Genomic DNA, 14,699 nt, shown 5'->3' on the forward strand with positions numbered 1-14,699 from the left:
ACATCGGAAATAGTATTTAGAGGATTAAACAGACAGTTTTTTAGTTAAATCGTCCACATATTTTTTAAACTGCTTATCGGTGGATGATAAATTATCAACTGTTTTGCAGGCGTGTAAAACTGTAGCATGATCACGTTTTCCTATTTGCGAACCAATACTAGCTAATGATGCTTTGGTGTATTTTTTAGCAAAAAACATGGCCAATTGACGCGCTTGAACGATGTGACGTTTTCGTGTTTTAGATTGTAAGGTATCGACATCCATTTGGAAATAATCAGACACAATTTTCTGAATATAGTCTATAGAAACTTCGCGTTTGGTGTTTTTTACAAATTTTTCAACCACTTGTTTTGCCAAGTCTGCGGTAATTTCTTTTTTGTTGAAAGAAGATTGTGCTATTAATGATATTATGGCACCTTCCAATTCACGAATGTTTGTTTTAATATGTTTGGCAACGTACTCAATAATTTCTTCTGGCATCTCAACACCATCTCTATAAAGTTTATTTTTCAATATAGAAACACGAGTTTCAAAATCAGGGCTTTGTAATTCAGCTGAAAGGCCCCATTTAAAACGTGATAATAAACGTTGTTCAATGTCTTGCATATCTACAGGTGCTTTGTCACTGGTTAAAATAACTTGCTTCCCATTCTGGTGTAAATGATTAAAAATGTGGAAAAAGACATCTTGAGTACCAGATTTTCCAGATAAAAATTGAACATCGTCAATAATTAAAATATCAATGATTTGATAGAAGTGAATAAAATCAATTCTATTATTCTTTTTAACCGCATCAATATATTGTTGCGTAAATTTTTCAGCTGAAATATATAAAACCGTTTTTTCAGGATATTTATCTTTTATATCAACACCAATAGCATGAGCTAAATGCGTTTTTCCTAAACCAACTCCACCAAAAATTAATAGGGGATTAAACGATGTGCCACCTGGTTTTGCAGCAACAGCTAAACCTGCACTACGTGCTAATCGGTTAGAGTCACCTTCCAGAAAGTTTTCAAAACTATAATTTGGGTTTAATTGCGATTCTATTTTTACATTCCTAATACCTGGAATAATAAAAGGGTTTCGCAATTCTGGATTTTTATTATTTAAAGGAATATCAACATCTTGAGCTTTTACGGCTGAACGATTAGAACTTGGAATGCGTTCTGTAAAAGGCTGCTTGTTACCATAAGTGTTTTCCATTTTAATAATGTAAACCAATTTGGCATTTTCTCCAAGCTGTTTTGTTAAAGCAACTTTTAAGATTTTAACATAATGCTCCTCTAACCACTCATAAAAGAACTTACTAGGGACTTGAATACTTAAAGCATTATCAGTGAATTTTACTGCAACTATAGGTTCGAACCATGTTTTATATGCTTGCGGTTGTATATTATCCTTTATAAATTCAAGACAATTTCCCCATACCGTTTGCGCAGTTACACTCATTATTAAAATAAAAATTTATTTGTTAGTAGTTGATGAGAGAAATGATTTTCTCATGTTGATCTTTAGCTTGGCAAATATGTGAACAAAAATCTTAAAAAAAAAATGTATCTCTATTGAATATTAAGATATTTTTTCGCATGTTTATTGCATTGCCTAAACTACAAAAAAATATTTAAACAGAATGTTCTTTTTCGATGAAATACCTATAAGAGTGAGATATGGTGAAACCGACCAAATGGGTGTGGTTCATCATGGTAATTATGCGTTATATCTAGAAATGGGACGCACAGAATGGCTTCGAAAGATGGGGCTTTCTTATAATGAAATGGAAAAAAGTGGTGTGATGCTTCCTGTAATTTCTATGAGCTTAAATTATAAGAAGTCAGCACTTTATGATGAGGTGATTAAAGTGAAAACACAGCTAAAAAAAATGCCTTCAGTTAAGATAGAATTTGACTATGAAATTGCCAATGCATCTGGAGATATTTTGGTGACTGCTAACACCGTTTTAGCTTTTATTGATATGACTACTAAACGACCTATGAAATGCCCAGATTATATTTTAAAAAAAATTGAATCGCTTTAATTTTGTTCGGTAATAGATACCTCGTAAATAGTTTCAAATTTTTTTGCAATTTTTGTACTGTCTTTCAATCGAACGGAAATAACAATTTGGCAGTCTAACTCTAATGTTTGGTCAAGAATTTTTAAATTATTTTCTTTGATAACACGCATTACTTTATTCATGTTTTTATAATCAAACCGAATAAGAAATTGCTGGTTTATGGTTCGTTTTACAATTTTAGAGGCGTCTAAAGCCATTTGAGCTGTTGTTTTGTAGGCGTTAATTAAACCACCAACACCTAGTTTTACACCTCCAAAATACCGAACAACAACAACCAATACATTAGTAACATCATACGATTGTATTTGACCGTAAATAGGCATGCCTGCACTATTGTTAGGTTCGCCATCATCATTGGCTCTAAAATACAAATTGGCTTCATCCATGCCAGTTTGGTAAGCATAACACCAATGTCCAGCTGTGTGATGTTTTTTCTTTAAAACGTCTATATGTTCTTTAACATCATTTTCATGTTTAATAGGAAAGGCGTAACCAAAAAACTTGCTGTTTTTATCTTTAAATAAGACTTCATCGGAAGGTTTTGAAATGGTTTTGTACGTGTCTTTTTGCATCATTTATATTGCAGTTACTAACAAAATCGAAATTACGGCTAAACTAATACCTATCCAATTTTTTGTCGAGAGCTTTTCTTTAAACAGCAATAATCCTAAAAGAGATGTGAGTAAAATTATAGCTACATTGTTAACTGTGAAAATGGTAGAGCTTTCTAATGTTTCATGGTCCAATGCTTTCAGTAAATAATATATAGATGCATAGTTCACCACACCTAAAGCTAGTCCAGCTATTAGGCTTTTAGGATCAAATGTAAAATGTCCTTGTAGTTTTCTAATTAATAGTGTGCCCATTCCTATTAAAGCGGCAAAACCAAAAATGGTTGCAGAAAAGATTGGAATACCATTTTCGGTTAAATAGGTTGTTTCTATGTATTTAATGGATGTATCTATAATTCCAGAACCTAAAAAAATAATAATAGGAAAAATGTAGTTGCTTTTGTTTTTTATTCGTGTTCCTGGTTTCGCAGAAGCCATATATACAGCTAATAACGCAGCAATAATTCCAATAATTTTAAATAAACCAGCGCTTTCTTGATACACATATATCCCAAAAACTACCGGAATAATCACACTCATTTTTGTGGCAACGCTCGCAACCGATAAGCCCACTCGTTGTGATGTGATGGCCATAACATTAAAAATGGCAATGAATAAAAAACCTAAAAAAATGGCGCCATAAAACCACTCGGTTGAAACAATGGTATTGATGTTCACAGGTTCGTTATATGCTAAAATACCGACACAAAAAGCTATAATGTAATTAAAAACAATAGCCTGAAGCGTGTTTACCTGATACTTATCAAATAACTTAAACAGCACAAAAATAATAGTGGACGCTAATATGCTTAATAGTAAATAAATCAAAAGAGGTCTTTTTTAACGTTGAATAAATTAACAATATCATCTGTTTCGGGATTAATGTGCCAGGTATGAATACCTAATTCCGAAGCTGCAAGTATATTTTCTTCCGTATCATCAATAAACAAACACGTTTTAGCATTTAAATTATTCTGGTTTAAAACAAATTTATAAATAGAATGATTGGGCTTTCGTAATTGAATTTCATGGGATAAATAAAACTGATGGAACAAAGTTTTAAAATCTTGGTAAAATGGAACACGTTCTTGAATCCATTTTATATGAAGTTCGTTGGTGTTGCTTAATAAAATAAGTTGATATTGGTTATCTATTGCTAATTGTTTTAAAAAAGCGAGTCTATGTGTGGGGAAATCTCTTAAAATAAAATTCCAAGCATCTAAAATTTCGGTTTCAGTTAAATTGGGAAATTTTTTAGTGTAGAAAGATAAAAAGGCTTCTGAAGTCAGTTTTCCTTGTTCATAGGCTTCGTTGCAAGCTATCATATCTGGTGAAAATTCTTTTAATTGAAATAAATTTAAAGCATTTTGCATAGCGCCAACTTTATCTAAATTGATAAATACATCGCCAAAATCGAAAATTAATGTTTTAATCATATTGTGTTTTTGTAAATACGCAATGTGTCGTCTAATATATCGGTTTCTTCTAATAATTCTCCTTTAAAAATAGGAGCTTTAATTCCTTCAGAAAAAATTACTTTACTAGAAAATACTCGAGCTTCGTCCCATAAACTTTCATCAATAAAGGTTTGCAGTGTTTGCGAGCCACCTTCAATAATTATGGATTGAATGTTCTTTTTATGTAAAAATTCACCAATTTGAATGGCAATTGGTTTATTGAAATCGATATCGCTTTCCGTAATCCGAATGGTTTCAGCTTCGTTATTAAAAACGGTTAAATTATTGGAAAGCTTTTGCTTTTTATCAATTACAAACCGGATAGGATTTTTTCCTGTCCAATCTCTAACTGTTAAGCTTGGATTATCCGCCAAAGCTGTATTGGTTCCTATTAAAATGGCTTGTTCTTCAGTGCGCCATTTATGAACTAATTGACGTGAAAATTCATTCGTAATCCAAACGGGTTTTTGGTTGTTACGAGTTTTTGGCGCTATAAAACCATTGGCCGTTTCAGCCCATTTTAAAATAATATAAGGCCGTTTCTTATTGTGAAACGTGAAAAAACGTTTGTGATGTTCTTTACAGGCATCTTCTAAAATGCCAACGGTAACACGACATCCAGCTTCTATTAACTTTTTAATGCCATTACCAGCTACTTTACTATGGGTGTCTGTCGTTCCAATAACAACATTTGGAATGTTGTGGTTTATAATTAAATCACTACAAGGTGGTGTTTTCCCGAAATGGCTACAAGGTTCTAAAGTTGCATATAGCGTGGCCTCTTTTAAAAGTGTTTTGTCTGTAACCGATTGAATGGCATTTACTTCGGCATGTGGTCCGCCAAAGGGACTTGTATAACCTTCGCCAATTATTTGATTTTTATAGACAATTACCGAGCCTACCATAGGGTTTGGAGCAGTAGTTCCTAATCCATTTTTGGCAATTTCAATGCAACGATTTATGTATTTTTCATGTATCTTCATCCCAGAATTTCAAGATGTAAAAATAAGACATTAAAGTGAGTCAAAATAATATTGTTATTAGAGAAATTACCCAAGCAGATAATGCGCAAATTGCAGCTGTAATTCGCTCTGTTTTTGAGGAGTTAGATGCACCTAAAGTGGGAACAGCTTATGAAGATGCGGCATTAGATGTGATGACGGAAACCTATAACAAACCTAAAATGGCCTATTTTGTGGTTGTTAATAACCAAAAAATTATTGGCGGTTGTGGCATTGCGCCTTTAGAAGGAGAAGCTGAAACTGTTTGCGAGTTGCAGAAAATGTATTTCTTGCCGGAAGCTCGTGGTTTGGGTTTGGGCTCTAAAATGATTACTATTTGTCTTAAAAAAGCACAAGAATTTGGTTTTGAATCTTGTTATTTGGAAACCTTACCATTTATGGTTGGCGCACAAAAGCTTTATAAAAAGGTTGGTTTTCAGCCTTTGTCTACTTCCATGGGACGCACAGGTCACTATTCATGTAATGTTTGGATGCTAAAGCAATTATAAACCACGAAATAAATCCATTTTGATTTTAAAAGATATTCAAAACATATTTCATCAAGAACTTGATTCCATATATGGAACCGATGAGGTGCGTAGTTTTTTTAATATTCTTATCGATTTTTATTTAGGACTAAATAGAATAACATTAGTTCTAGAGCCAAATTATACCATAACAAAAGAAGAGGAGCAGCCGCTATTTGAAGCTTTAAGTCGCCTGAAGTTAGAAGAACCCATTCAGCATATTATTGGTAAAACTGAATTTTATGGATTGCCATTTAAGTTGAACAAACATACTTTAATTCCTAGGCCAGAAACTGAAGAGTTGGTGGATTGGATTTTAAAATCGCTTACCGGAAAAAAGGATCAACCATTAAAATTATTAGATATTGGCACAGGAACGGGTTGTATTGCAATTAGTTTGGCAAAGCATTTACCAAACGCACATGTTTATGCTGTTGATGTAAGTCCAGAAGCTATAAAAGTAGCTCAAGAAAATGCAAAATGGAACAACGTATCTATTACATATATTGAAGATAGTATTTTAGATATTCAAAATGACATCTTGAAAACGGCAACAGGTTTTTTTGATGTAATTGTGTCCAATCCGCCCTATGTGCGAAATCTTGAAAAAGTAGAAATTAAAAATAATGTCCTACAGCACGAGCCTCATTTGGCTTTGTTTGTAAAAGATGATAATCCGCTGCAGTTTTATGAAGCAATTTCAGATTATGCCCTGTCGGCATTGAAGGAAAATGGGTTGTTGTTTTTTGAAATTAATCAATATCTTGGGGCTGAAATGGAAACGTTGCTGAAAGCATATACTTATAAAAGTATTGAATTAAATAAAGATATGTTTGGAAATCAGCGCATGCTAAAAGGAATGAAATAAGTTTATGAGTGTACAAGAACAAATAGAAGCATTACGAGACGAATTGCGTGAGCATAATTACAATTATTATGTTCAAGATAATCCTACAATTTCCGATTTTGAATTTGATGTTAAACTCAAACAGCTTCAAGAACTTGAAGCCAAACATCCAGAGTTTTATGATGCTAGTTCACCAACCTTGCGAGTTGGTGGTGCAATAACCAAAAATTTTGAAACTGTAGCTCATGAGCATCGTATGTATTCCCTAGAGAATTCCTACTCTAAAGAGGATTTGCTAGATTGGGAAACACGAATTAAAAAAATGGTGGATGGCGCTATTAGTTATACCTGTGAATTAAAATATGATGGCGCTTCCATTAGTCTAACCTATGAAAAGGGAAAATTACTGAAAGCAGTTACAAGAGGTGACGGTTTTCAAGGTGATAATGTAACGGCTAATATTAAAACCATAAAATCTGTTCCTTTACAATTGAAGGGTGATTATCCGGAGAAATTTGATATTCGCGGTGAAATAGTTTTACCTTTTGAAGGTTTTATTAAAATGAATGAAGAGCGGATAGAAATAGGTGAGGAGCCTTATAGAAATCCGCGAAATACAGCTTCAGGAAGTTTAAAGTTGCAAGATAGTAGTGAAGTTGCTAAACGACCGTTAGAATGTTTATTATATAATATTACAGGAAATAACCTCAATATAAAAACCCAATCTGAAAGCCTGGAAAAAGCACGCTCTTGGGGATTTAAAGTTCCTGAAATAGCAAAAGAAGTAAATTCCATGGATGCTGTTTTAGAGTTTATTGCACATTGGGATGTTCATCGTCACGATTTGCCTTATGAAACCGATGGTGTTGTTATTAAGGTGAATGATTTGCAACAACAAGAGGAATTAGGTTATACAGCTAAAGCACCACGTTGGGCTATGGCTTATAAATTTAAAGCCGAACAAGTTTCCACACGGCTCAATGAAATTACATATCAAGTTGGTAGAACTGGTGCTATCACACCAGTTGCTAATTTAGAACCTGTAGAATTGGCTGGAACTACCGTAAAAAGAGCATCACTGCATAACGCAGATCAAATTGAAAAATTAGATATTCGTGAAGGTGATATGGTTTTTGTTGAAAAAGGCGGTGAAATTATTCCTAAAATAATTGCTGTCGATTTAAGTCAGCGTCCAGCAGATTCACAACCTACTCAATATATTACACAGTGTCCAGAATGTAACACGGAATTAGTTAGGCAAGAAGGCGAAGCGCAACATTACTGTCCAAATTACAACGGCTGTAAACCACAAATTATTGGTAGAATCCAACATTTTATTAGCAGGAAAGCAATGGATATTGATGGGTTGGGAGGGGAAACTGTTGCCTTATTAGTTAATGCTGGATTGATTTCAAATTATTCGGATTTATATGAATTAACCCTTGAAGATGTATTGCCTTTAGAGCGTATGGCGCAAAAAAGTGCTGAAAATTTATTAAATGGTATTCAGGCCAGTAAAGATGTTCCCTTTGAACGTGTTTTATTTGCACTAGGCATTAGGTATGTAGGTGAAACTGTTGCTAAAAAACTAGTTAAACATTATAAAACAATTGGTGCTTTAGCTAGTGCAACAATTATTGATTTAGTTACTGTTGATGAAATTGGTGCACGAATAGCTGAAAGTGTGACCGATTTTTTCCAAACACCAACAAATATTGAAATTGTTGAACGTTTAACCCGATTTGGCGTGCAAATGGAAATTTCAGCAGAAAAATTAGCCAATCAAACTAATAAATTAGCCGGTCAAGCGTTTGTTGTTTCTGGTGTTTTTCATTTAGTTTCTAGAAATGAATTAAAGAAACTGATTGAAGATAATGGTGGTAAAGTTTCATCTTCTATATCATCCAAAACAAATTACGTAGTTGCAGGCGATAATATGGGGCCAAGTAAAAAAGAAAAAGCAGAAACTTTAGGAGTTTTAATTATTTCTGAACAAGATTTTTTAAATATGATTGATTAAATTTGTTCAAACTTGATGTTTTTTATCGATTAAGTGCTAATAATTACGATTAATTGTTATTATTGGCTATATTTGTTTTTAATATCTATGGAATAATTAATGAAGATTACCAACATTATAATTTTTTTTATAATTGCTTTATGCGTGTTGTTTACCATTTTTCAAATTAATGGGCAGGAGTTTCTATCTAGTGGAAGTAAATCACTTATAGCACCTTTATTTACGGCCTTGTACTTTATAAATGTAACACAAAGGTCTCGGTATTTTTCTTTATTTTTAATTTTGTTTTCTATTGCCGAAATTTCTACAGTCTTTGAATACTTTACAATAGATTGGAGTCAAGAGTATTTAGATGCGTATTATATAATTGGAAATTCTGTTTATATTTTGGCTTATTTCTTTTTAATACTTGAGGTATTGAAGACTATTAACTTACGAAAAGTATTAAAAAACTATTTTATTCATGTTATTGTTCTACTGGCATTAAATATTTATATAGTTTATGTATTAATTACTATTGTAAATCCCAAATTTCAAGTAGATTCCGAATACCTAATAGGAGTGGAGTTGGTTTATAATATTATTATGTTGCTACTACTAACCCTAGCCTTAATAAGTTATTTTTACAATGATAATAGAAAAACACTACTTCTGTTTTTTGGTTCAATATGTATTGTTTTTTCAGAAGTCATTCAAATTGCATATTTCTACATAGCCGATCAAGACTTACTTAATATTGCACAAACAATTTTATTTGTATTGGCTTTTTCTTTCTTTTATTTTCAATCTAAAGTCAAAAATAAGAAAGTTCATTTCTTTGCATAACTCTATTTCTTTTCAATAAATACCATTTGCTAGTTAAGATTTTTATTGAAAATAAGTTCTTAATATTAAAATTTAACTTAATATTCGATGAAATGCACGTTTGAAACGATAAAATAACTTTTTTTTAGTATATTTGTTTCAACCTACTTATGAATATCTACTGTGAAAAATTGGCTAAAAATTAGTTACAATAGGAATCTTATATTCGTTCTGTTTTTTCTTGTATTTATAAATGTTTTCGCAATTTTAAGCGAATATGATTTGTTGATTCAAGTTACCAAACCAATGTTTATTCCTTTTTTATTTATGTATTATTTAATTAAAAATAAATACATAAATGTTGTTATGATTACTTTTTTGGTTTTTTCCTTTTTAGGAGATTTTTCTTCTGTGCTTTTCGAGAATCCTTTAATGGTAAGTTTATCCAGTATGTTTTATTGTTTAAGTTATTTATCATTAGCTTATGCAGCTGTTTCTAGAATTCGGTTTTTTAATATAGATAAAGTAGTTGGTATTTGTTTGTTGTTAGTTTTTACAATAAACGCTTATTTAATGTATCAGTTATTTGAAGTATTACAAATAAAAATTTCAGACACCACGGAAATTGCATTATTTGGTGTAAAAAGTATGGCATTAATGGTGTTGGCTTTTATGGCTTTTGCTACATACTTAAATAAAGATACCAAAGCTTCCATATTATTTCTATCCACAGCATTATGTTTTATTTTTGCAGATGTTCTATATTACATTAGTAATTACTACGTATACCATTACAGTTTTGTTGTTTTAGATAGATTGTTACATGTTTTAGGATTGTTTTTCCTTTTTAATTACATCATTGAATATAATAGAAAGAGAAAAAAGCGTATCGTATTACAGAGTTCCTCCACGGCAGAGCAAATTGTTGTTTAAACTAAAATAGAAGTCCCTTCGCTACTTATAGGTTTTCCTTTATAGAAATGAAAGTCTATTTTTCCTAAATTTATTCCATAACAGCCAACTTGATTGACGAGCATGTTTTTGCCTAAACTATTTTTAACAATGGTAGGTTTTGGTAAAAATGTATGTGTATGTCCTCCAATAATTAAATCGATATCCTTTGTTTTAGCAGCCAAGTTTAAATCGCTAATCTTATCTGGATTATTTTTGTAATAATAACCAATGTGCGACAGGCAGATTATTAAATCGCATTTTTCATCTTCCTTTAATATACGAGTCATATGTTGAGAAGCTTCAAGAGGATCCAAATACTTTGTTTCTTTGTACATATTTTTATTAACCAAGCCATCCAACTCAATACCCAAGCCAAACACACCTATTTTAACGCCACCTTTTTCGAAAACTTTATAAGGTTTTACTAAACCGTCCATAACGGTATTTGAAAAATCATAATTGGCCGACAGAAAATCAAATTGTGCATGAGGTAATTGAGCAAATAAACCGTCAATACCATTATCAAAATCATGATTTCCAATAGTAGCAGCATCATATTTTAATTTACTCATAAGTTTAAACTCCAATTCACCACCATAATAATTAAAGTAAGGTGTACCTTGAAAAATATCACCTGCATCTAATAATAAGGTATTTGGATTTTCTTTCCGGATGGCATCAATTAATGATGCACGTCTTGCTACGCCACCTTGATTTGGATTTTTTCCATTTTCAGGGCCAAATGGATCAATATGGCTATGTACATCATTTGTATGTAAAATAGTAATTTTGGTTGTTTTCTCACCAGATGTAAATGATGTTAACCCTAAACCACCAGTTGCAACCAATGCTGCTGATGCTGATGTTTGTTGAATAAATTCGCGACGTTTCATAGGATTATTTTTTTAATTTTATAAAGCGATTATCAATAACAGGACTTATTGTGTCCGTTTTTTTAAAGTAATCAATGAACGCATTTCGTATTTTATAATCTAAAAATACTATGGATTCTTCTGGTTTAAAAAAGGTCATATGGTCGCCACCACTGTACAAGTAATCATTAGTAGCCACATAATAGGTTTTAATTACATCAATTGGTTTACCAGAAATTGTAGCTTCCTTTAAGTGGTCATTAATATCTAATATCAAGTTTAGTTTGGCTATAGGATGTGCGCGTTTTGCTTTGATTAAATAATCTATCAAAAGATTAATTTGACTCCCTTTTAGGCCTACAACAACAATGCTGTTTTCAAAAGGCATAATTTCATAAGCGGTTCTAGATGTAACAGGTCCTTTAGAAATTATAGAGCGAATACCACCATGGTTTAACAAAACCATGTCGATGTTTTTTCCAGTTTTCTTAAAAAAAATAGGGTTAGCCTGCTCGTAAACAACGTCGGCAAATAGGTTTCCAATAGCAGTATTAAATTCGCCATCACTTTTAGAGTAGGTGTCAACTGCATAACTTAAAACACTATCTAAATCCTTATTAACATGTTCGCGGAAAGGTTTGATAAAAGCTTCAATTTCGGGATCAGCTTTTAAGGAGTCTGTAATGGCTATTTGCTTGCCTTTAATTTGTTTTATTTGCCATACTTCTTGCTTACAATTAAATAGGGCTAGGGTGAAAATGGCTATTAATAAATGCGGTATTTTCATATATTTAATCAAAAAAATTAAGACACAATTGAGTGTACTTTTAGTATCTTTGTAGAAAGCATAAAGATATAATGATTTTAAAGGGTTTTAAAGAAAATTCTATTAAAAAACACTTACAAGCAATACTAAAAAATCCCAAAGGAACATCCAAAGCGCAAATGGTTGAAAGTGTTGGTGTTATCGTGAATGCGGATGAAGAAACGAATTTAGAAACATTTAAATCGTTAACAAAAAGTTTGCAAATTTTACCTAGTAAATTAAAAATTGTTGCTTTTTCAGAAACTATGAATCAAGATTTGATGTCGTGGCAGACGTGTTTTAGTGCCGACGATATTGGCTGGAAAGGAGTCATAAAAAATACTGAATTATTAACATTTTTAAACACTGAATTTGATTTACTTATTAGTTATTACAAAACTGATATTCTTGGGTTAAAGTTAATGACGGCTAAATCTAAAGCTCATTTTAAAACCAGCATTTTTCAGGAAGATAACAGATTAAATGATTTGATTATTCAAATACCTTTAAATGATTTTGATGCTTTTGAAACCGAATTACTAAAATATTTACAAGTTTTTAAGACTCTCAAACATGAAACATAAATTAACTGGAGCTGGAATAGCTATTGTTACACCTTTTAAAGCGGATTTGTCTGTTGATCACGAAGCCTTAACGCGTATTGTTAATTACAATATTGAAAACGGAATGGATTACATCGTTATTTCTGGCACTACAGGTGAAAGTGTAACCATTACCTCCAAAGAAAAACAAGCAATTATTAACACCATTATAACCGCAAATAATAAACGTGTTCCATTAGTTCTTGGAATAGGTGGTAATAATACAGCACAGGTTATTGCTGAAATTCAAAGTACAGATTTTTCAGGTATAGATGCCATTTTATCTGTTTCGCCTTATTATAGCAAACCAACCCAAGAAGGAATTAAGGCACATTTTGAATCGATTTCTAAAGTTAGTCCTTTACCTATTATTTTATACAATGTTCCAGGAAGAACGGGTTCAAATATGCTTCCAGAAACGACTCTTGCATTGGCAAACACTTGCAAGAATATTGTTGCTGTAAAAGAAGCTGCTGGAAATATGGCACAATACCTACGTTTATTAAACGATAAGCCATCGGACTTTATGATTATTTCTGGTGATGATGATTTGGCTTTACCAGTTACCCTTGCAGGAGGTTCAGGTGTTATTTCTGTTATAGGCCAAGCATTTCCTAAAGATTTTGCGAAAATGATTCAATTAGGATTAGACGGGAATAATAAGGAGGCTTTTAAACTGCACAATAAGTTAATGGATATTACGGGTTTGATTTTTTCAGAAAATAACCCGTCTGGTATTAAAGCTGTATTAGAAGTTATGAACTTATGTAAGCCAATTGTTAGACTGCCTCTTGTAGAAGCGACTGACAAACTAAAGAAAAACATTAGTGAGTTTGTTAATAATTATGCTTAAGCGTTAAATAATACTTAATCCTAATGCTTACCTTAATTTAGCTTGTATTTTAGCAAAATAAATATTTTTAAAATCCATTTTATTAACTTAATTTTGCCAACTGTTTAAAAACTATGAAGAAATTTTTTTACATTATTATAACATGCACGTTATTAAGTTCTTGTAGTGAATATCAAAAGGCGCTAAAGTCTGTTGATACAGGAACTAAATATACTGTGGGTGAAAAACTCTATAATGAGGGTAAATATGCTAAAGCTAATAAACTGTTTGAGCAAATACTACCCGTTTATAGAGGTAAACCACAAGCGGAAAAATTATCATATCTTAATTCCAAAAGTTATTATGAAGAAGAAGAATGGTATTTAGCAAGTTATCATTTTGAGCGTTTTGTTGATGCTTATCCAAATAGTGAAAAAGTTGAAGAAGCTGCTTTTTTAAGTGCTAAAAGTGCTTATATGTTGTCACCAGTTTTTTCAAAAGAACAACAAGAAACAAAAGAAGCTATCGAGAAATTTCAGACTTTCATTAATTTATACCCTGAATCAGAATTTTTACCAGAAGCTAATAAGTTAGTTAAGGAATTAGATTTTAAGTTAGAGAAAAAAGCATTTAGTATTGCCAAGCAATTTAACACCATTGCAGGATATACCAGAGATTTTCAAGCACCTATTAAGGCAATTGATAATTTTATTTTCGATTTTCCAGGAACGGTTTATCGTGAGGAAGCTTATTTTTTAAGATTTGACTCGGCCTATCAATTAGCCATTAATAGTGTATACAGCAAAAAAGAACAGCGTTTACAAGATGCACGTTCATATTATTATAGTTTCAAACAGTCTTATGCCAATTCTGAATATTTAGAAAAAGCAAATGAAATGATTGAAGTGATTGAAAAAGAATTAGAAAATTACAGTACAAAAAGTTAATAAACTTACTATATGGATTTAAAGAAGATTAATGCGCCAGTAAACACAACAACTTATAACAGAAATAAAGTTGATGCACCTACTGATAATATTTACGAAGCGATTTCTATTATATCGAGACGCGCAGAACAAATAAATTCTGAAATTAAAAAAGAACTAATTGAAAAATTAGAAGAATTTGCAACATATAATGATAGTCTTGAAGAGATTTTTGAAAATAAAGAGCAAATTGAAGTTTCTAAATTTTATGAAAAATTGCCAAAGCCACATGCATTAGCAGTTCAGGAATGGTTAGACGATAAAATTTATTACAGGAACACAGAGGAAGACACACAGTAATAAT

General features: G+C 31.7%; 17 protein-coding genes. 10 read left to right on the forward strand and 7 right to left on the reverse strand.

The genetic code is table 11. The features are described 5' to 3' along the window. Nucleotides 1-24: 24 nt before the first annotated feature. Nucleotides 25-1,452: a chromosomal replication initiator protein DnaA gene (dnaA, locus tag BM239_RS10205; protein ID WP_092208237.1), complete on the reverse strand. Its 1,428-nt coding sequence runs from the start codon at nucleotides 1,450-1,452 to the stop codon at nucleotides 25-27. A 181-nt stretch (nucleotides 1,453-1,633) separates the two neighbouring features. Here dnaA and BM239_RS10210 point away from each other — a divergent pair, with 181 nt between their 5' ends. Beyond that, a complete protein-coding gene (locus tag BM239_RS10210) occupies nucleotides 1,634-2,038 on the forward strand; it encodes an acyl-CoA thioesterase (RefSeq protein WP_092208239.1) in 405 nt (134 codons plus the stop codon). On the opposite strand, the gene BM239_RS10215 is transcribed toward BM239_RS10210, so the two are convergent. The 4 genes from BM239_RS10215 to ribD are packed head-to-tail and all read right to left on the reverse strand — an operon-like array spanning nucleotide 2,035 to nucleotide 5,128. Further along, nucleotides 2,035-2,652, reverse strand: a complete 618-nt coding sequence (locus tag BM239_RS10215; protein ID WP_092208241.1) for an IMPACT family protein — start codon at nucleotides 2,650-2,652, stop codon at nucleotides 2,035-2,037. The two genes, BM239_RS10210 and BM239_RS10215, sit on opposite strands and share 4 nt — an antisense overlap. Beyond that, nucleotides 2,653-3,516 (reverse strand): EamA family transporter, encoded by an 864-nt coding sequence (locus tag BM239_RS10220; RefSeq protein WP_092208243.1) that lies wholly within the window; start codon nucleotides 3,514-3,516, stop codon nucleotides 2,653-2,655. Continuing rightward, the gene (locus BM239_RS10225) at nucleotides 3,513-4,124 is read right to left on the reverse strand and encodes an HAD family hydrolase (protein ID WP_092208245.1); all 612 of its coding nucleotides are present in this window, start codon (nucleotides 4,122-4,124) and stop codon (nucleotides 3,513-3,515) included. The genes BM239_RS10220 and BM239_RS10225 overlap by 4 nt, the downstream gene beginning before the upstream one ends. Next, complete coding sequence (ribD, locus tag BM239_RS10230; RefSeq protein ID WP_092208247.1) at nucleotides 4,121-5,128, reverse strand: bifunctional diaminohydroxyphosphoribosylaminopyrimidine deaminase/5-amino-6-(5-phosphoribosylamino)uracil reductase RibD; 1,008 nt, start codon at nucleotides 5,126-5,128, stop codon at nucleotides 4,121-4,123. Before ribD ends, BM239_RS10225 begins: the two co-directional genes overlap by 4 nt. Before the next feature lie 35 nt (nucleotides 5,129-5,163). Between ribD and BM239_RS10235 the strand changes: the two genes are divergently transcribed. From BM239_RS10235 to BM239_RS10255, 5 genes are all read left to right on the forward strand, one after another. After that, complete coding sequence (locus tag BM239_RS10235; protein WP_092208249.1) at nucleotides 5,164-5,655, forward strand: GNAT family N-acetyltransferase; 492 nt, start codon at nucleotides 5,164-5,166, stop codon at nucleotides 5,653-5,655. Nucleotides 5,656-5,674: 19 nt separating this feature from the next. Further along, nucleotides 5,675-6,541, forward strand: a complete 867-nt coding sequence (prmC, locus tag BM239_RS10240; RefSeq protein ID WP_092208251.1) for a peptide chain release factor N(5)-glutamine methyltransferase — start codon at nucleotides 5,675-5,677, stop codon at nucleotides 6,539-6,541. A 4-nt stretch (nucleotides 6,542-6,545) separates the two neighbouring features. Next, nucleotides 6,546-8,540 carry an NAD-dependent DNA ligase LigA gene (ligA, locus tag BM239_RS10245; RefSeq protein ID WP_092208253.1) on the forward strand — a complete coding sequence of 665 codons (1,995 nt, stop codon included), beginning with the start codon at nucleotides 6,546-6,548 and terminating at the stop codon, nucleotides 8,538-8,540. Nucleotides 8,541-8,639: 99 nt separating this feature from the next. Beyond that, nucleotides 8,640-9,365 (forward strand): hypothetical protein, encoded by a 726-nt coding sequence (locus BM239_RS10250; RefSeq protein WP_092208255.1) that lies wholly within the window; start codon nucleotides 8,640-8,642, stop codon nucleotides 9,363-9,365. A 345-nt stretch (nucleotides 9,366-9,710) separates the two neighbouring features. After that, nucleotides 9,711-10,277 (forward strand): hypothetical protein, encoded by a 567-nt coding sequence (locus BM239_RS10255; RefSeq protein ID WP_143094913.1) that lies wholly within the window; start codon nucleotides 9,711-9,713, stop codon nucleotides 10,275-10,277. Here BM239_RS10255 and BM239_RS10260 read toward each other — a convergent pair. Further along, nucleotides 10,274-11,191 carry a bifunctional metallophosphatase/5'-nucleotidase gene (locus BM239_RS10260; RefSeq protein ID WP_092208259.1) on the reverse strand — a complete coding sequence of 306 codons (918 nt, stop codon included), beginning with the start codon at nucleotides 11,189-11,191 and terminating at the stop codon, nucleotides 10,274-10,276. The genes BM239_RS10255 and BM239_RS10260 overlap by 4 nt on opposite strands. 4 nt (nucleotides 11,192-11,195) lie before the next feature. Then, on the reverse strand, nucleotides 11,196-11,957 hold the full coding sequence (locus BM239_RS10265; RefSeq protein WP_092208261.1) for a 5'-nucleotidase C-terminal domain-containing protein: 762 nt from the start codon (nucleotides 11,955-11,957) through the stop codon (nucleotides 11,196-11,198). Nucleotides 11,958-12,028: 71 nt separating this feature from the next. Between BM239_RS10265 and BM239_RS10270 the strand changes: the two genes are divergently transcribed. From BM239_RS10270 to BM239_RS10285, 4 genes are all read left to right on the forward strand, one after another. Continuing rightward, complete coding sequence (locus BM239_RS10270) at nucleotides 12,029-12,559, forward strand: DUF6913 domain-containing protein (protein WP_092208263.1); 531 nt, start codon at nucleotides 12,029-12,031, stop codon at nucleotides 12,557-12,559. Then, nucleotides 12,549-13,430 (forward strand): 4-hydroxy-tetrahydrodipicolinate synthase, encoded by an 882-nt coding sequence (gene dapA, locus BM239_RS10275; protein ID WP_092208265.1) that lies wholly within the window; start codon nucleotides 12,549-12,551, stop codon nucleotides 13,428-13,430. Before BM239_RS10270 ends, dapA begins: the two co-directional genes overlap by 11 nt. A 113-nt stretch (nucleotides 13,431-13,543) precedes the next feature. Beyond that, on the forward strand, nucleotides 13,544-14,356 hold the full coding sequence (locus BM239_RS10280; protein WP_092208267.1) for an outer membrane protein assembly factor BamD: 813 nt from the start codon (nucleotides 13,544-13,546) through the stop codon (nucleotides 14,354-14,356). 12 nt (nucleotides 14,357-14,368) lie between these two features. Further along, complete coding sequence (locus BM239_RS10285) at nucleotides 14,369-14,695, forward strand: DNA-directed RNA polymerase subunit omega (RefSeq protein WP_092208269.1); 327 nt, start codon at nucleotides 14,369-14,371, stop codon at nucleotides 14,693-14,695. The last annotated feature ends 4 nt before the right edge of the window (nucleotides 14,696-14,699 follow it).

It is taken from the genome of Algorimicrobium echini (assembly GCF_900115185.1).
GTDB classification, from domain to species: domain Bacteria; phylum Bacteroidota; class Bacteroidia; order Flavobacteriales; family Flavobacteriaceae; genus Algorimicrobium; species Algorimicrobium echini.